This is a genomic window from Enterobacter cloacae complex sp. ECNIH7 (assembly GCF_002208095.1).
Lineage (GTDB): Bacteria > Pseudomonadota > Gammaproteobacteria > Enterobacterales > Enterobacteriaceae > Enterobacter > Enterobacter cloacae_M.
The window spans coordinates 1,672,242-1,688,470 of record NZ_CP017990.1 but is presented as its reverse complement, the minus strand read 5'-3'; the positions used below and the strand labels follow the sequence as shown (position 1 = coordinate 1,688,470).

Annotated in this window: 17 protein-coding genes; 8 read left to right on the top strand and 9 right to left on the bottom strand. The window is 54.2% G+C overall.

Translation table 11 applies throughout. The annotated features are described in order from the left end of the window. Positions 1 to 223: 223 nt before the first annotated feature. Positions 224 to 1,798 carry an ExeA family protein gene (locus WM95_RS08300; protein WP_063408070.1) on the top strand — a complete coding sequence of 525 codons (1,575 nt, stop codon included), beginning with the start codon at positions 224 to 226 and terminating at the stop codon, positions 1,796 to 1,798. Next, a complete protein-coding gene (locus tag WM95_RS08295) occupies positions 1,798 to 2,412 on the top strand; it encodes a hypothetical protein (protein ID WP_063408071.1) in 615 nt (204 codons plus the stop codon). Before WM95_RS08300 ends, WM95_RS08295 begins: the two co-directional genes overlap by 1 nt. Before the next feature lie 18 nt (positions 2,413 to 2,430). On the opposite strand, the gene WM95_RS08290 is transcribed toward WM95_RS08295, so the two are convergent. The 3 genes from WM95_RS08290 to WM95_RS08280 all read right to left on the bottom strand — a co-directional run bounded on the left by WM95_RS08290 (position 2,431) and on the right by WM95_RS08280 (position 4,464). Further along, positions 2,431 to 3,054 carry a helix-turn-helix domain-containing protein gene (locus tag WM95_RS08290; protein ID WP_063408072.1) on the bottom strand — a complete coding sequence of 208 codons (624 nt, stop codon included), beginning with the start codon at positions 3,052 to 3,054 and terminating at the stop codon, positions 2,431 to 2,433. Between the two features lie 259 nt (positions 3,055 to 3,313). Beyond that, entirely contained in the window at positions 3,314 to 4,144 is an 831-nt protein-coding gene (locus tag WM95_RS08285) for an N-acetylmuramoyl-L-alanine amidase (RefSeq protein ID WP_088544724.1), read from the bottom strand. Beyond that, entirely contained in the window at positions 4,141 to 4,464 is a 324-nt protein-coding gene (locus WM95_RS08280; protein WP_023310944.1) for a heavy metal-binding domain-containing protein, read from the bottom strand. The genes WM95_RS08285 and WM95_RS08280 overlap by 4 nt, the downstream gene beginning before the upstream one ends. 98 nt (positions 4,465 to 4,562) lie before the next feature. On the opposite strand from WM95_RS08280, the gene WM95_RS08275 reads away from it, so the two are divergent. The 6 genes from WM95_RS08275 to artJ all read left to right on the top strand — a co-directional run bounded on the left by WM95_RS08275 (position 4,563) and on the right by artJ (position 9,084). Continuing rightward, positions 4,563 to 5,081, top strand: a complete 519-nt coding sequence (locus WM95_RS08275) for a lipoprotein (protein ID WP_023310943.1) — start codon at positions 4,563 to 4,565, stop codon at positions 5,079 to 5,081. Between the two features lie 226 nt (positions 5,082 to 5,307). Beyond that, a complete protein-coding gene (artP, locus tag WM95_RS08270; protein WP_023310942.1) occupies positions 5,308 to 6,036 on the top strand; it encodes an arginine ABC transporter ATP-binding protein ArtP in 729 nt (242 codons plus the stop codon). Between the two features lie 19 nt (positions 6,037 to 6,055). Then, entirely contained in the window at positions 6,056 to 6,787 is a 732-nt protein-coding gene (gene artI, locus WM95_RS08265) for an arginine ABC transporter substrate-binding protein ArtI (protein WP_063408075.1), read from the top strand. Between the two features lie 6 nt (positions 6,788 to 6,793). Further along, positions 6,794 to 7,510: an arginine ABC transporter permease ArtQ gene (gene artQ / locus WM95_RS08260; RefSeq protein ID WP_023310941.1), complete on the top strand. Its 717-nt coding sequence runs from the start codon at positions 6,794 to 6,796 to the stop codon at positions 7,508 to 7,510. Next, on the top strand, positions 7,510 to 8,178 hold the full coding sequence (gene artM, locus WM95_RS08255) for an arginine ABC transporter permease ArtM (protein WP_023310940.1): 669 nt from the start codon (positions 7,510 to 7,512) through the stop codon (positions 8,176 to 8,178). Before artQ ends, artM begins: the two co-directional genes overlap by 1 nt. 174 nt (positions 8,179 to 8,352) lie before the next feature. Then, positions 8,353 to 9,084, top strand: coding sequence for an arginine ABC transporter substrate-binding protein ArtJ (artJ, locus tag WM95_RS08250; RefSeq protein WP_021240923.1), 732 nt, complete (start codon positions 8,353 to 8,355; stop codon positions 9,082 to 9,084). Positions 9,085 to 9,142: 58 nt separating this feature from the next. On the opposite strand, the gene WM95_RS08245 is transcribed toward artJ, so the two are convergent. From WM95_RS08245 to WM95_RS08220, 6 genes are all read right to left on the bottom strand, one after another. Next, positions 9,143 to 10,024 carry a formylglycine-generating enzyme family protein gene (locus tag WM95_RS08245; protein ID WP_063408076.1) on the bottom strand — a complete coding sequence of 294 codons (882 nt, stop codon included), beginning with the start codon at positions 10,022 to 10,024 and terminating at the stop codon, positions 9,143 to 9,145. Beyond that, the gene (locus WM95_RS08240) at positions 10,021 to 12,276 is read right to left on the bottom strand and encodes a hypothetical protein (protein ID WP_063408077.1); all 2,256 of its coding nucleotides are present in this window, start codon (positions 12,274 to 12,276) and stop codon (positions 10,021 to 10,023) included. Before WM95_RS08240 ends, WM95_RS08245 begins: the two co-directional genes overlap by 4 nt. 61 nt (positions 12,277 to 12,337) lie before the next feature. After that, the gene (locus WM95_RS08235) at positions 12,338 to 13,807 is read right to left on the bottom strand and encodes a sensor histidine kinase (RefSeq protein ID WP_063408078.1); all 1,470 of its coding nucleotides are present in this window, start codon (positions 13,805 to 13,807) and stop codon (positions 12,338 to 12,340) included. Then, positions 13,791 to 14,498, bottom strand: coding sequence for a response regulator transcription factor (locus WM95_RS08230; RefSeq protein ID WP_063408079.1), 708 nt, complete (start codon positions 14,496 to 14,498; stop codon positions 13,791 to 13,793). Before WM95_RS08230 ends, WM95_RS08235 begins: the two co-directional genes overlap by 17 nt. A 72-nt stretch (positions 14,499 to 14,570) precedes the next feature. Continuing rightward, positions 14,571 to 15,698, bottom strand: coding sequence for a 23S rRNA (uracil(747)-C(5))-methyltransferase RlmC (rlmC, locus tag WM95_RS08225; protein ID WP_088544723.1), 1,128 nt, complete (start codon positions 15,696 to 15,698; stop codon positions 14,571 to 14,573). A 40-nt stretch (positions 15,699 to 15,738) separates the two neighbouring features. Then, positions 15,739 to 16,212 (bottom strand): YbjO family protein, encoded by a 474-nt coding sequence (locus tag WM95_RS08220; RefSeq protein ID WP_063408080.1) that lies wholly within the window; start codon positions 16,210 to 16,212, stop codon positions 15,739 to 15,741. Positions 16,213 to 16,229: the final 17 nt, after the last annotated feature.

Genomic DNA, 16,229 nt, shown 5'->3' with positions numbered 1-16,229 from the left:
AGCACAGGGCTGTATGAGTGAGTGGCGTAAATACTAATGTGTTTCCTCGCCTCCGCCCATTCACACTTCCGCTAACAATAATTTAGAAAAAGGTTGATCGTTAAATAAACTAATGATAGAGGCGCAGAAAGAATATTTTTATCCTGCATTCAAATTGCCCCTTCCGCCTGTATCCTTTACTTTTCCGGCTCCTTGCTATGAATCAAAGAGACGGTAATACGCTATGTATATGCGCCATTTTAATTTCACTACCCAGCCTTTCCGGACTATCACCCGGATGCCAGGTGATTTTTTTGTTCCGTATCATCAGGATGTGTTCGGTTTGCTGAAAGAGAAGTGCCAGACAACAGGCGTCACTGCGCTCTTAAGCGACGACAGCTATCTCGCCTCGCAGTTTTGCGATGCGCTGAAAAAGCATGACGACACGCTGCTTGCCATTAACGCCTTCCCGAAACTCAGCGCCAGCGGCCTGCTCTATAAACTCAACACCACCACCAATGAGAGCAAAACCCGGATCCAGGCTATTGATGCTGTGCTGCGCCAGTGGCAGGACGAGATGTTGTCCCGCAAAACCACGCGTAAAGTGCTGGTCATTTCGCATATTCAGTCAATGAAAGCGAATTGCCACGACGCTCTGTCCATGCTGTTAACCCGCGCGCAGGAGCTGGATGTGCCTCTGTCGGTTGTGCTGATGGGATCGGCCGACCAGGAAGCCGCCCTCCAGCAGTCCGGGTTGAGTAAATCTCTTCATACGCATCACACGCTCCGGCCCCTCACCTGCCGCGAGTCCCTGAGCTATGTTCAGGCCCAGTGCGAAGCGCATGGCAGCGACGCGACGCCGTTCACCCGGGCCCGCGTACGCAAGATGCACGTTCTGACCAAAGGACAGGCAGGCAAACTCAACGAGCTGGCGCACCTTGCGATGCTAGCCGCCTGGACCGAGCGTTCAGCGCAGGTATCGCCGCGCCATCTGCGCCTCGCCGCAGGAGAAGTTCTGCCGGCGAAACCGAAGGGCAAACGCCTTGCCGTTATGGGCCTTTTTGCCTCCGTACTGTTTGCCGCCTGCGGCTGGACATTGATGCCCACCATTACCGCCAGACTGCCGGTACAGCTGCCCGTGATGGCCAGCTGGAAACCGCAGGCACCAAAAACCGACGCCCCAGCGGTGCCGGTTATTGATAATGAAGTGGTGAACAAGCCCGATGCGATGCATCAGCTCTATACCATGTGGGGTTATGACGCCACGATGGAAGAGGCGCTCTGCCAGAACGCCGGGCAGGTCAACCTGATGTGTAAGGAGGGCAGCGCTCCGGTCGAAGAGCTGGCAAAAGAGGGTTACCCGTGGATCGGCGAGATCAAAACAGGCGATCACCTGAACTATGCCGTGGTGGCCAGAGTAGATGATAAATCGCTGGATCTGCTGATGAATAATCGCACCTGGCAGGTAAGCCGCAGCTGGTTTAACCAGCATGCTACGGGCAATTACACCCAATTGCACCGCCTTACACCGCAGGGGAAAGATGCCGTGAGCGCCGAAAGCAGCGCCAAAGATCTGGGCTGGATGGATCGGCAGCTTAGCCTGGCGCTGAATCTACCCGAAACCCACACAAAGGTGTGGACGGCCGAACTGATGCAACGTACCCGCGAGTTTCAGCAGAAAATGCATCTGCATGTGGACGGGATTGCGGGTGAAGATACATTGATGCAGTTAATGCGTGAAACCCGGACTACGCCAAGCGTACTTATTCAGCCCGCAAATATATCTGCGACCCCCAACGCGCAGGAGAAGCATTCATAATGTCGACAATTACTCTGGCTGCACAGCGCAGCGCTACCCTGAACGCACCGGTCTGGTTTTCTTACCGGCGCCCCTCGCTGAAAAAAGTGGTCTGTGCCACCCTGATCTGGTTGGTGGGAATAGTGATGACGATCGCTGCGGGACTCTACGCTCATCTCTACTGGGATCTGCGCCATCCGTTACCTGAGCCAGTAAAAGCGAGCGCCGTTAAGCCAGAAACGACGCTATCGGATATGCATTATGTCTATGTCAGTAAACCGTTCCCGCAGCCTGAACCAAAGCAAGAACCGGTGACAAAAGAGATGCCGCCGCTGCAGGAGATGCCCATTGATAGCGGCGATGCCGACTGGCAGCAGGCGCCCGACGGTGAAATGCCGCATGATATTTCCCGGGATACATTGCCAGGAACAGAAGTGAAGAATTCTGCTATCCCCGAACAGGATAATACCGGTCAGACAGTTGATGACGGGGCTATCAAGGCATTATTGATGAAGGCGTTAAAAGAACAGGAAAAAGATTATTCGCAGGGGAAAATGCCCACGCCTCCAGAGGATGAAACCACGGCAGAAACGCAGGCAAATAACTCACTGAAACATAGCAACCCTTTTACTTAAAAAGGAGATGAACAGCGATTAATATTTTTCCGGCAGTGCTGACAAATGCATCAGACGGCCTTTATCAACCTGAATATAATTACCTTTTTTCAGGTCGGCGAGAATTTTTATAATGGTACTTCGGGCCAGGCTGGTATATTCCTGAATATAGTCGTAAATATTGATATCGCGCTGATGGTGCACCATCAGTTCGTTAATTTCCAGCAAGAATTCGCGAACAATAGAGTATGCGCTGCGGGCCACCAGCACTTCGTCACGTTTGCTGAGCAGGCAAACATACCAGGAGAGGACTTTACTCAAGGCTTCCCACAGGTTTTTTTCGCTCATCAGACGGAAAAAATCCTCTTTTTTAAGGGTTCTTACGACGGTACTGGCACGAACCAGGCCGTACATATGCGTTGAGTTATAATAAATAGAGGAGAGACCGAAAATACATTTATTCTGCAGGGTGAACATACACAGTTCATCCGACTCGCGGCGGAATTCAACTTCACCGCTAACGATAAAATGAATATTTTCGTTGTTCTCGGTACTGATACGCTGCCATTTGCGTAAGGTTCTTTCTTCAAAACCTTCAGTTGCCGCGATAATAGCCTCGAGTTCAGCTTGTGGACGGCTATTTTTACCATAGATACTTAACATAGTTATACCTGTTAAAATTAAATTGAAAAGGTGAACGTGCGCAATCACAGCGCATAAATGCGTAGTCCATTTAACAAATGCAAAGTAAAGCTAAGACGTTAGCACATCAGTGTTTCTTATTTGTCGTGTCGATATATTGTCAAACACGTTTGCGAGTAATTTCGACTGAGGAAACTATAAAACATCAACGCGGTGAATGTGATTAAAAAATCAGTCCAAAAGAAGACCGTGAAAAAGTGGAGTCGGGTAACCCGAAGGATTACCCCTGCCCGTAGCGCTCTAACAGCGCCTCCGCGATAGCCAGCGTTTCGCGATCGGCCACGCCGTCCCAGCGCGCCGGGCGAAAATGCATCTGAAACGCGACGATCACGCGCTTCTGCTGCGCGTTCGTCATGTTATCGGTCACCTCATAGCCGTAGCGCGCCAGCAGATCGAGCAGTATCTTTTGCTCCACAAGTTCATCTCGCGGCTTACCGTTCAGGTAAAATACCACCCGAGCCGGGTCGGGCCATGCGCCAATGCCCTGTCTGGCGAGCGCCTGCCACGGAAACAGCGGGCCGGGATCGTCTTTGCGCTGTGGGGCGATGTCCGAATGGGCCACCACATTTTCAGGTCTGATGTTGTAGCGGGTAATAATGTCTTTGGCGAGCGGCACCAGCGCCGCAATTTGCGCAGGCTCAAACGGCGTAAATTGCTTAACGCCCGACGTTTTTTGCCAGCCGCGGTTCTCCAGCTCAATGCCGACCGACGTATCATTAATGCGGTTGGTGCCGCGCCAGAAGCTAATGCCCGCATGCCAGGCCAGTTCGCTTTCAGGCACCAGCTGCCAGATGCGCGGTTTACCGTCTGGTGCAGGGGGGTTAGCCGGAATCAAATAGTGAGAGCTGACGTTATTATCCGTCAGGGTGGCCAGCGAGCTGTCAAAATCGTCCGCGGTATAGTGGATCACCAGCACCTTGATGCGCGGGTAAGCCGCCAGCGCCTGATGGCGCGTGTCCAGCTCGTAGGCGCCTTTATCAACGATCCCCTTTTCCGTAACGCATCCTGCCAGCAGCAGCGCCAGCAGGAGCGTGGCAAGCGAACGCCTCATCGGAGGGTTTTCACCGCCGTACCGCTTACGCTCACCATCAGCATGCTGGCATCTTTTCCGACCGTTTCGTAGTCGATATCAATCCCCACGACCGCGTCCGCACCGAGGGCTTCCGCCTGCTCGCCGAGCTCTTTAAAGGCGATTTCACGCGCTTTGCGCAGCTCTTTTTCATATGCGCCCGAGCGGCCGCCAACAATGTCGCGGATACCGGCAAAAAAGTCGCGGAAGATATTGGCACCGAGGATCGCTTCGCCGGTGACCACGCCGCAATACTCGGTTATTGTCTGCCCTTCCAGGGTTGGCGTTGTTGAAAACTGCATGGTTTCTCTCCTTACTTTAGCGTTCAATGCCTTAGGCACAGCATTATCGGTTCGTTACGCTATGATTGAAAGGATAGTTAATAAATAAGGAAATCAACATGCGCTATTCTGCTTTAACACTTTTAGTGCCCTGCGCGCTGGTGCTCAGCGCCTGTACCACCACGGTCACGCCAGCCTTTAAGGATATCGGTACCCGCAGCGGCCCCTGCATTGAGGGCGGCCCGGACGCCGTGGCGCAGCAGTTCTATGATTATCGCATCCAGCACCGCAGCAACGATCTCACCGGCCTGCGCCCGTATCTGAGCGACGGTCTGGCAAAATTGCTTAACGATGCCACCCGCGATCCGCAGCACAACGCGCTGCTGAAATCCGATCCGTTCTCCAGCCGTACCACGCTGCCGGACAGCGCCGAAGTAGCCAGCGCGTCAACCATACCGAACACGGATGCCCGCAATATTCCGCTGCGCGTGAAGCTGACGCAGGGAACCCAAACCTGGCAGGATGAAGTGCTGATGATCCGTGAAGGACAGTGCTGGGCGGTAGACGACGTGCGCTACGTTGGCGGCAGCGTTCATGCCCCGGCAGGCACGCTTCGCCAGTCGATTGAGAATCGCTAAACCCGCCGATATAACCTGGTAACCCCCGTAAAATGTGCGGCATTTCATGCGGAATGCCGACATTTATACTCGCCGACCTTACCGTTCGCTATTTTGTGCTATGTTTAAGAGGAAACGCGGGTTATATTTAACTTTTAACGCATAAATATTGCATAACTATTCTGTCAACGGTACTATCTGCGGCCTCAATTGCTATAGATTGCCTGGATGAGTAAAGACTGCCCCGATGAGTATTAAACTAAACGGCATTAACTGCTTCTACGGCGCACACCAGGCGCTGTTTGACATCACGCTGAACTGCCCGGAAGGCGAAACGCTGGTTTTGCTTGGCCCAAGCGGTGCAGGCAAAAGCTCCCTTCTGCGCGTCCTTAATCTGCTTGAAATGCCCCGTTCAGGTACGCTGGCGATTGCCGGTAACCATTTTGATTTCGCGAAAACGCCGTCTGATAAAGCGATTCGCGAACTGCGTCAAAACGTCGGCATGGTCTTCCAGCAATACAATCTCTGGCCGCATCTGACCGTTCTGCAAAACCTGATTGAAGCGCCGTGCCGCGTGCTGGGGTTAAGTAAGGATCAGGCGATCGCGCGCGCTGAAAAGCTGCTGGATCGTCTGCGCCTTAAGCCCTACAGCGACCGCTATCCGCTGCACCTTTCCGGTGGTCAGCAGCAGCGCGTAGCCATTGCCCGCGCGCTGATGATGGAGCCTGCGGTACTGCTATTTGATGAGCCAACCGCGGCGCTGGACCCGGAAATTACCGCCCAGATCGTCAGCATCATTCGCGAGCTGGCGGAAACCAATATTACGCAGGTTATCGTCACCCACGAAGTGGAAGTGGCGCGTAAAACCGCCAGCCGTGTGGTCTACATGGAAAACGGGTATATCGTTGAGCAAGGTGATGCGAGCTGCTTCGCGAACCCGCAAACCGATGCCTTCAAAAACTATTTATCTCATTGATTGTGTCAGGGGAAATATAATGAAAAAAGTATTACTTGCCGTGCTGCTTGCTGGCGTTACCCTTTCCGCTACCGCAGCCCAGACCATTCGTTTCGCCACGGAAGCCTCTTACCCTCCGTTTGAGTCGATTGATGCGAACAACAAAATTGTTGGCTTCGACGTGGACCTGGCTAACGCCCTGTGTAAAGAGATCGATGCGACCTGTACTTTCAGCAACCAGGCGTTCGACAGCCTGATCCCAAGCCTGAAGTTCCGCCGTATCGACGCCGTGATGGCTGGTATGGACATCACTCCTGAGCGTGAAAAGCAGGTGCTGTTTACCACCCCTTACTACGACAACTCTGCCCTGTTCATCGGTCAGAAAGGCAAATTCGCCTCTGTCGATCAGCTGAAAGGCAAAAAAGTTGGCGTGCAGAACGGCACCACGCACCAGAAATTCATCATGGATAAACATCCGGAAATCACTACCGTTCCGTACGACAGCTACCAGAACGCGAAGCTGGATCTGCAAAATGGCCGTATCGACGGCGTATTTGGTGATACCGCGGTTGTTACCGAGTGGCTGAAAGCCAACGACAAGCTGGCGCCAGTGGGCGACAAAGTGACCGATAAGGATTACTTCGGTACCGGTCTGGGGATTGCCGTTCGTCAGGGCAACACTGAGCTGCAGCAGAAATTCAACGCTGCGCTGGAAAAAGTGAAGAAAGACGGCACCTACGAAACCATCTACAAAAAATGGTTCCAGAAGTAATTCCTGATGAATGAAATTTTTCCTTTAGCAAGCGCCGCCGGGATGACCGTCGGCCTTGCCGTTTGCGCACTGATTATCGGCCTCGTGCTGGCGATGTTCTTTGCGGTGTGGGAATCCGCGAAATGGTTCCCCGTCGCCTGGACAGGCTCCGCGCTGGTCACCGTGCTGCGTGGGCTACCGGAAATTCTGGTGGTCCTGTTTATCTATTTCGGCTCCTCACAGCTGCTGCTGACGCTGTCGGACGGCTTCACGATCAATCTTGGCTTTGCGCAGATCCCGGTGCAGATGCAGATTGAAAACTTCGACGTTAGTCCGTTCCTGTGCGGCGTGATTGCTCTCTCCCTGCTCTACTCCGCGTACGCGTCGCAAACCCTGCGCGGTGCGCTGAAAGCCGTGCCGCAGGGGCAGTGGGAGTCCGGCCAGGCGTTAGGCTTGTCGAAATCAGCGATCTTCTTCCGCCTGGTCATGCCGCAGATGTGGCGTCATGCCCTGCCGGGCCTCGGCAACCAGTGGCTGGTGCTGCTGAAAGATACCGCGCTGGTGAGCCTGATCAGCGTTAACGATTTGATGCTGCAAACCAAAAGCATCGCCACCCGCACCCAGGAGCCTTTTACCTGGTACATTGTGGCGGCGGCTATCTACCTGGTGATCACGTTGCTCAGTCAGTACATCCTCAAGCGTATTGACCTGCGTGCGACGCGCTTTGAACGGAGACCAGGCTGATGCTTGAATATTTCCCCGAGCTGATGAAAGGGCTGCACACCAGCCTGACGCTGACCGTGGCGTCCATTATCGTGGCGCTGATCCTGGCCCTTATCTTCACCATCATCCTGACGCTGAAAACGCCGGTGCTGGTGTGGATTGTGCGCGGCTACATCACCCTGTTTACCGGTACGCCGCTGCTGGTGCAGATCTTCCTGATTTACTACGGCCCGGGCCAGTTCCCGTCGCTGCAGGAATATCCGGTTATCTGGCATCTGCTCTCTGAACCGTGGCTGTGTGCCCTGATTGCCCTTTCGCTTAACAGTGCGGCCTATACCACCCAGCTGTTCTACGGGGCGATCCGCGCCATTCCGGAAGGACAATGGCAGTCCTGCGGAGCGCTGGGCATGAGCAAGAAAGACACGCTGGCGATCCTGCTGCCGTACGCCTTTAAGCGCGCGCTCTCCTCCTACTCCAACGAAGTGGTGCTGGTGTTCAAGAGTACCTCCCTGGCCTACACCATCACCCTGATGGAGGTGATGGGTCACGGACAGCTGCTGTACGGGCGCACCTATGACGTGATGGTGTTCGGTGCGGCAGGCGTGGTCTATCTGGTGGTTAACGGCCTGTTGACGCTGATGATGCGCCTGATCGAGCGTAAAGCACTGGCGTTTGAGCGCAGAAATTAACTACGCGAGTGCATAAAACTGTATGCATGAAGCGGGTAACCTGATGGGTTATCCGCTTTTTTTTTACCACACAAACAATACTTAATCATTTTTATTGCATATAAATTCATTAAATGGCATTGTACATCCATGCCGCAGACTCGGCGCATAAATAAGACAGACGGGAGCATTACAATGAAAAAGTTAGTTCTGGCCGCATTACTCGCCACCTTCGCCGCTGGCGCATCCGCAGCTGATAAAATCAATTTTGGCGTGTCCGCCACCTATCCGCCGTTTGAATCGCTGGATGCCAGCAACCAGATCGTGGGTTTCGATATCGATCTGGCGAAAGCGCTGTGCAAACAAATGCAGGCCGACTGCACCTTTACCAACCATGCCTTCGACAGCCTGATCCCGTCGCTGAAATTTAAAAAATACGACGCGGTGATCTCCGGGATGGACATCACGCCTGAGCGCAGCAAGCAGGTTGCGTTCACCGACCCGTACTACGCCAACTCGGCGGTCGTGATTGCGAAGAAAGGCGCCTATACCTCTTTCGATCAGCTGAAAGGCAAACGCATCGGGATGGAAAACGGCACCACGCACCAGAAATACCTCCAGGACAAACATCCTGAAGTGAAAACCGTAGCCTATGACAGCTATCAGAACGCGATTATCGACCTGAAAAATGGCCGCATCGACGGCGTGTTCGGCGATACCGCCGTGGTGAACGAATGGCTGAAAACCAATCCGCAGCTGGGCACCGCAACCGAGAAAGTGACCGATCCGCAGTACTTCGGTACGGGTCTGGGCATCGCGGTACGTCCGGATAACAAGGCCCTGCTGGAAAAACTGAACGGCGCGCTGAAAGCGATTAAAGCGGACGGTACGTATCAGAAAATCAGCGAGCAGTGGTTCCCGCAGTAATCTCAGAATGCTGAGTTAACAATCACCTATAAAAGGCTATGCCAGAGGCGTAGCCTTTTTAATTCGCTAACGGGCTGTTTTCAACACAGCGAAAACCTATTGAGCGCGAGGGAGGCCCCTGAACGGTTTCAGGTCTCATACTTCCTCTGGTAATGGTGTAACCCTCTCCGGCATCTCTGGGTAGTCCCCGGATAACCCGTTTATCACCTTTCTCTGGCCCCTGAGGATCTTGCTCAGGAGAATGACTGTAATAATCCGCCGCATACCAATCTTTGACCCAGTCAGCCCCATTTCCCTGAATATCATATAAACCGAGCGGATTCGGGGCATAATTTCCTACCGGACGGTTTTCCGTAGAGGGGGCGATGTTACGTTTGATGTCATTTTCGTAGTGATACCAGTTATCACTGTTGCCAAAAATCAGGAACTGACCTCGGCTGCGTGCTGCGTACTCCCACTGCGCTTCCGTTGGCAGGTCGGTGTGACGCTTGCTGACTTGACCCAGCCACCGGCAGTAGGCCTGCGCATCCTGCCAGTTAGCCGATGCTGGATAATTATAGCCAAGCGCAATTTTCAGTGAGGCATAATCTGAATCGCTATCATTGGCCGTCTTCCGAAAATAATCGTTCGGCTCCCGCCCCTGGATCTCCAGCCAGCGGTTAAATTCTCCCCACGTCACCCGGTACTTACTGATACGGAAATCAGACAGCGACACCCAGTGCAGGGGTTTATTATCAGCATCTGCACTGAACGGCAGTTTCTCACCGATGAGAGCACCAAAATCACCCATCTGAAAACGGCCACCTTTCACTGTGACCATATTTTCCAGCGCCCTGTTAACCAGATCTGTCTGCTCAGTCTTCATTTTTTGATCATCCCGGCAGCCAGTCAGCACCAGAGTAATCAGTAATCCTGTCACACCATAGCCTGTATACGTCATGCTGTATCTCCATGCATGGAGTAAATCAGCCGCGTACAGCTATGGAGATACGTCGGCAGCACTTCTCTTAATGGTAAGGTAGACATATTGATGTGCCCTGGAGGAATAGCGGGGGCTTCTGGCAGGTGGAGGTAAAGGTTTCTCAGATTATCGGCATAATGGCTGGGTTCAATCGTGATGTTCCGCGCTGCGGGGACCAACGAACCAGCAAAACCATAGGTTTTGGGTGTCTCACCTTGTGCCAGAAAAGCAATGACCCTTTGTTCATTAATACGCCAGTTACTTTTTTCCTCTCCAGGCATTTTTGAAAGATGCTGCATTACATTTTCATATTCTCGCTGCGACTGTACCCAGCGAAGAGCATAAATAATGGCTCGTTTACGAGCGCTAAAAACAGCTCCGCCCTCACAGGTCGTCTCTTCATGACTCACTGGACTGGCGACATTATCCCAAAGGTTTGTATCAATCAGTGCAGCAATGGCTGCGCCTTTGCTCTCCGGCGGAGTAAACTTTAAACAATCTCCTTTTGTATTCAGGATGTTAGTCATCAGCGCCACGCGGGATTCTTTTTTATCCCAACTTTTTTTAAGTTCAGCGGCTATATTTCCCCCAGCATCAATCACACGATTGATCCCATACATCCCCACTAGTAACGGAATGGCGCAGAAAGCATAATAATCGTCCGCCATCATAATCTGCATCAGCCGGATATAATCCGCATTTCGCAGCATATAGGTCAGGCAGGGCATAAACTCAGACATGATTGCGGGACCGTCAACCTCAAAGCTCATCGAGCCTTTACCCCCCGTCCCCCAGCACAACCCGCCGCCAACCTCTATACGCACCTTACCATCTTGCCATCTGAACTTAAGCTGCCCGCTAAGACCGCCACCAGCCTGAGCAGCCACCCCCACCCCAACCTTCGCCAACGTACTGTATTTTTCGTCGTGATCAGGATTGAGCCAGACCAGTGCACCAGACACATTCGCCCCGGCTTCTGCCCCGACAAATACGCCTAGCTCCGCCCCACCGCCTAAGGGCATATGCCCTTCTTTAGTAACGTCTATCTGCCGCCAAAATCCGTAACCCTCATCCGGCATAGCTTTTACAGGCAACCCTTTTGCCCGATCGCCAGTAATATTGAACCCCGCCTCTATACCCAGACTTGCCCCAACGCTCCCCGACAATGTCAGCTCAATATCAAAACGGAATGTACCGAGTATCCCCATTCCTCCACCGGGAATTTTCGCCGGATCTAACGGATAGCAAATTTTTACGCCGACATTACCCGGAAGGTGAAGCCTGCCGCTGCTTTTTGCCTCTGCAAGCGCAAGGTTGGCGTAAAAGCTGGTCTTACCGTGCAGCTCTGCTTTTGGCTTGTATTGTCCGGTGCGGATATCAATTTCGAACGGATTCAATAACCCCTTCATGCTCGCGCCATACGCCCAACGTAATAGCTGAGCCTGTGCATCAAATGCCATGCAAGAACCTTCATAAGGTGAATGTTTCAGGCTTCGGTTAAATTCTTGTGCCCATACGCTCCAGACGCCAGAGTTATCATCGAGCAGTTTCACTTCCCACGCTTTCATTGACGGCTTCAGTTTTGCTAGTTGTCCTTTTAGCTTTTCCGGGTCGATTTCATGGCGGGTATGGTTCTGGCCATCTTTGTCGGTATATTCAACCGCCCTTAAAAAGCTCTTACCGCCGCTTTTCTTTTCCGCACTGTTCAATCTGTATCGGCGCCAGTGGCTACGAATTTTATTTGAGCGGACGTAGACATATTTGGTTCCGTTTTTCCCACCCATTACGTCTATAAGTTCCATCAGCCCAAGTGCGTTCTTTTTGCTATTTTCATCCAGTAATGTTGCGGCAGGGAGGTTTTCTGTAGGGGTCAATGCTGCAAGTTCGGCCCGTAAGGTCTGACAGGCTTCATCAAGATGTCGATACTCATCCTTCAACAGATTCTGAAAGCGATTACGCTCTGGTACATCGACCCAGCCCAGAGTAGTGACGTCTTTCTGGAGTTGCTCAATACGCTGTAACGCATCCGCTCTCTGCGCCAGGCAGTGAGTGAGTCGGTTACTTTCCTGCTCAAGTTCGTTCCAGTCGCATTGGTCAACTGCCAAAAGGGTTTCACTGTCGGGATGAAAATAAAGACGGGGATAAGAGGGGACAACGACTTCTTTGCAGACCCCGCCTGGGCGTGTCATCACGCTGTAGCATCCATCCCAGGGTATGACTTTTACAGTCATCACTAAATCCTTTTAGTTTGAGCGGTTATTCTCCTCTATCATACTTCCAACGAACACCATCTCAAAGCGGTACATAAAAACGAAAAATCGCTCCCTTTTGTGCCTCCATCAGCTTTATTCCGCCGCCGTGCAGCTCCAGCATACGTTTAACGATTAACAGCCCCAACCCGCCGCGATTCTCCCGCGATGCCTGGGTATTCAATGCCGACGGCCGCTGGAACAGATCGTCGCGCAGCGAGGCGTCCACGCCCGTTCCGCTGTCAGCCACTTCGACCTGAAGCCGTTCATTCTCCTGCCAGACCGCCAGACGAATTTCCCCACCAGATGGCGTATGGCGCATCGCGTTATCGAGCAGGTTGGTCACCACGCGTTCGATCATCGACACGTCGGCGTTAATCAGCGGCAGCGGTCCCGGCAAGTCAATATGCAGATTCACTTCTCGCGTGCGGGCGGTGAGCTCAAACTTCTGCGCCACGTCGGAAATCAGCTCCCCCATCGCGAAACGCTCGCGCTGCGGCTTAATGCCGCCGTGCTCAAGGCGCGCCAGCTCGAACAGCTGCTGCGAAAGATGACGGACTTTTTGTCCCTGACGCAGCGCGGTGGCGAGATACTGCTGGTGCTCCTGCGGCGTCAGCGTGGCGGCTTTTAGCGACAGGGTTTCCAGATAGCCCAGCAGCGAGGTCAGCGGCGTACGGAGATCGTGCGAAATGTTGGCGATAAACTCCCGGCGCTGGCGATCGCTGTCGGCCAGCTGGTCCCACTGGCGGGTGATTTTGCGCGCCAGCTCGATAAAGCTGTTGCGCAGGATCGCCACTTCATCCTTTGCCGCCGCGTCCGATGGCTGCGCCGCCAGCAGTCTGATAGCGCTGATGCTGTCCTGCTCCAGCCCGGCGAGCTCCACCGTCAGCTGTTTTACCGGGCGCGTGACCCAGTACCAGATCAGTAAACCTGCCAGCAGGCCAAACAGCGCGACCCACAGCAATGACCACAGCACCGTGCTCCACAGCGCCTTATGCCAGGCCATTTCCGCCAGGGCGTTTGACTCCTCGCCCTGCAAAATAATGTACAGGTAGCCCTTAAGCTCGCCGTCCTGTCGCAGCGGCGTGGCGCTAAAGACCTTTTTATTTTGACTGCGAGGATCGTCGCCCAGGATCGGTATGGCGGTACCGCTCAGGAAGGTCTGAACCGGGGCCAGATCGATTTTTTGTCGCTGAATGTGGCCCGGCGGTGCGGCATCGGCCAGGATATCGCCGTCCGGGGAGACAACATACAGCTCAACGCTCGGATTAAAGGTCATTAGCCGATCGAACAGCGGCTTGAGAGCCCTTCGGTCGACCCTGCCCTGCGCGTCCAGAATCGGTTCACGCTGGACTATCTGCTGCGCCAGCCCGCCCGACAGCCGCTGCACCATCGCGTTACCGTACTGCGTACTGGTGTAGAGCTGTACAGCGCAGGCGACGGTAGCGCAGAGCATCATCAGCAGGATGAACAGCAGCGTCAGACGCTGACTCAGGCTAAAGCGGCGCATCATGATTTGGCTCCGCAAATTTATAGCCCTTGCCCCAGACGGTGCGAATAATCTCCGGCTCGGCGGCGTCCTTCTCAATCTTGATGCGCAGGCGGTTGATATGGGTGTTAACGGTATGCTCATAGCCTTCGTGCTGATAGCCCCAGACCTGCTCCAGCAGCGCCAGACGAGAAAAGACCTCGCCGGGATGACGGGCAAAGAAGTAGAGCAGCTCGAATTCACGCGGAGTGAGATCCACCACCTGGCCGTGAAGCAGCACGCTGCGCGCCAGCGGATCGATGGTCAGACCGTGGGCCTGAATTTGACCGTCGGTTTGCACCTGCCCCATCGCCTGCTGGCGGCGGAACAGCGCTTTGATGCGCGCAATGAGTTCCTGCACCGAGAACGGCTTAGCCAGATAATCATCGGCGCCGGTTTCCAGCCCGGTAATGCGGTCGGTCTCGCTGCTGCGGGCGCTGATGATGATCACCGGCAGGTAGCGCGTCATCTGACGGATACGGCGGCAAATCTCCAGACCGTCAACGCTGGGCAGCATCAGGTCGAGGATCACCGCATCCCAAGGCAGTTTTTCAAGACGCAGTAAGGCCTTGCCCCCGTCGGGCTCGTGGGTGATGGCATAGCCTTCGTCTTCTAAATTGAGTCGCAGAAGCGCCGCGATATCATGGTCGTCTTCCACCAGCAGGATCTGCTTCATGGGTAAGCCTTCAATCATTTCTTATGACGTAAGCTTACCTGATTTCGAGCGGGGGAAGAGTTCACATTTTGTTTAAGATTTCACGAGCAGCGTCAACACTTCATAATGCGCGGTATGCGGGAACATATCGAAAAGCTGAACGCGTTCAATGCGGTAGCCCGGCAGGCTGGCAATGTCTTTCGCCATGGTCTGGGCGTTACAGCTGGAATAGACGATGTACTCGGGCGCCATCTGGCTCAGGTAGTCGCACAGCGCCTTGCCGATGCCGCGGCGCGGCGGGTTGACCAGCACCAGCTCCGGCACGTTGCCCTGGCCGGTCGCAAACTGCGTGGAGTCCAGCGCCTGGAAGTGCAGATTCGTTAACCCCAGCCCGGCGGCAGACTGTTTCGCGCAGGCAATCGCTTCAGCAGAAATCTCTATTCCGGTGAGCTGCATCTCGGGCGTGGCGCAGTGCAGGCCAAAGCCTCCCACGCCGCAGAAGAGATCCCACATATGCTGGATGTTTAACGCACGTACCCAGTCGCGGGCGGTAGCGTACAGGCTGCTAGCCACGGTTGGGTTGGTCTGGAAGAAGCTTTGCGGGCGGATCCACAGCGGCACGCCGTTGAAGCTTTCGGCCAGCGCGTGCTGGTCGGTGAAGAAAATCTCTTTCTCCCCTTCCATGATCGCCATATGCACCGGCTGAATATTCGCCGTAATGACCTTCAGCTGCGGCAGCTGTTCCTGCAGCCACGGCAGCGCCGCGCGCAGCTGCTCGAGCTTAGCTTCCGAACGCAGCACGAAGCGCAGCATCATGCCGCCGTCGAGTTGGCTTTCCGTCAGCAGAAGGTATTTCAGCTCGCCGCGCCTGCGGGCAACGCTGTAGGGCGTTAACCCCGCGCGCGCGATAAATGGTTTCAGCGCGGCAAAGACGGGCTCAAACGAGGCGGGATACAGCAGGCAGCTGGTCAGGTCTTCCGGCGTGCCGTCGCGGTGCAGCATCCCCAACAGCGGTTTTTCAACGCTGCCGCTGACCACCATTTTGGCTTTATTACGAAAGCCCAGCTCCGGGCCGCTGACGGGTGCGCACCACTCGCCCACCGCGTGTGCTGCCAGCAGCTGTTGCAGGTCGGCCATTTTGGCGGTGAGTTGTTGAGAAACCGGCTGTTCTATCCACTGACAGGAGCGGCAGCGTCCGGCGTCATAGAGTGCGCACTGCATATGAAAACCTTAAGAATCACGAGGGCTGCGATTATACACATTATTGCAGGCGGAAGAACCGCCGACTGGAGGCGGGAACAAACAGCAGGAACAGAACCAGCATGTCCGGCAGTTTTTGCATAAACAGCGCGCGCAGGATCTCGCGTTTGGATTCCCCGGCAATGCTGAACAGCTCCGGGTAGCCGTATCCCAGCGAGGCGGCCCACAGATAGCTGGCGGCGGTAATTTGCGTCAGCAGATAGACCCAGCGCGCCCAGTTGCGCCCTTTGACCAGCGAAAACGCGCAGTAGATCTCGATAAACACCAGCACCAGGCTGCTCAAAAAGACCAGCGTCAGATTCCACGTCTGCACGCTGCGGTGAATGAATTCACCGATGCCGCGCACGCCCAGGGTGTTCAGAATCATCAGCACGTCCAGGCAGCGGATCATAATAATGGCGAGCGCCGCCACCTGAACCAGTGCAGGTACGTTAGGACGCGCGTGCGTAGTACGTGATTTTTTTAATAATCCCAATGTTTTACTTCCCTGAA

Excerpts from the sequence above, each read along its gene's own strand:
- artQ (WP_023310941.1), top strand. The coding sequence starts at position 6,794 with ATGAATGAAATTTTTCCTTTAGCAAGCGCCGCCGGGATGACCGTCGGC.
- WM95_RS08295 (WP_063408071.1), top strand. The coding sequence starts at position 1,798 with ATGTCGACAATTACTCTGGCTGCACAGCGCAGCGCTACCCTGAACGCA.
- WM95_RS08300 (WP_063408070.1), top strand. The coding sequence starts at position 224 with ATGTATATGCGCCATTTTAATTTCACTACCCAGCCTTTCCGGACTATC.
- WM95_RS08240 (WP_063408077.1), bottom strand. The coding sequence starts at position 12,276 with ATGACTGTAAAAGTCATACCCTGGGATGGATGCTACAGCGTGATGACA.
- WM95_RS08280 (WP_023310944.1), bottom strand. The coding sequence starts at position 4,464 with ATGCAGTTTTCAACAACGCCAACCCTGGAAGGGCAGACAATAACCGAG.
- WM95_RS08235 (WP_063408078.1), bottom strand. The coding sequence starts at position 13,807 with ATGATGCGCCGCTTTAGCCTGAGTCAGCGTCTGACGCTGCTGTTCATC.
- WM95_RS08245 (WP_063408076.1), bottom strand. The coding sequence starts at position 10,024 with ATGACGTATACAGGCTATGGTGTGACAGGATTACTGATTACTCTGGTG.
- WM95_RS08290 (WP_063408072.1), bottom strand. The coding sequence starts at position 3,054 with ATGTTAAGTATCTATGGTAAAAATAGCCGTCCACAAGCTGAACTCGAG.
- artI (WP_063408075.1), top strand. The coding sequence starts at position 6,056 with ATGAAAAAAGTATTACTTGCCGTGCTGCTTGCTGGCGTTACCCTTTCC.
- artJ (WP_021240923.1), top strand. The coding sequence starts at position 8,353 with ATGAAAAAGTTAGTTCTGGCCGCATTACTCGCCACCTTCGCCGCTGGC.
- WM95_RS08275 (WP_023310943.1), top strand. The coding sequence starts at position 4,563 with ATGCGCTATTCTGCTTTAACACTTTTAGTGCCCTGCGCGCTGGTGCTC.
- artM (WP_023310940.1), top strand. The coding sequence starts at position 7,510 with ATGCTTGAATATTTCCCCGAGCTGATGAAAGGGCTGCACACCAGCCTG.
- WM95_RS08285 (WP_088544724.1), bottom strand. The coding sequence starts at position 4,144 with ATGAGGCGTTCGCTTGCCACGCTCCTGCTGGCGCTGCTGCTGGCAGGA.
- artP (WP_023310942.1), top strand. The coding sequence starts at position 5,308 with ATGAGTATTAAACTAAACGGCATTAACTGCTTCTACGGCGCACACCAG.
- rlmC (WP_088544723.1), bottom strand. The coding sequence starts at position 15,698 with ATGCAGTGCGCACTCTATGACGCCGGACGCTGCCGCTCCTGTCAGTGG.
- WM95_RS08230 (WP_063408079.1), bottom strand. The coding sequence starts at position 14,498 with ATGAAGCAGATCCTGCTGGTGGAAGACGACCATGATATCGCGGCGCTT.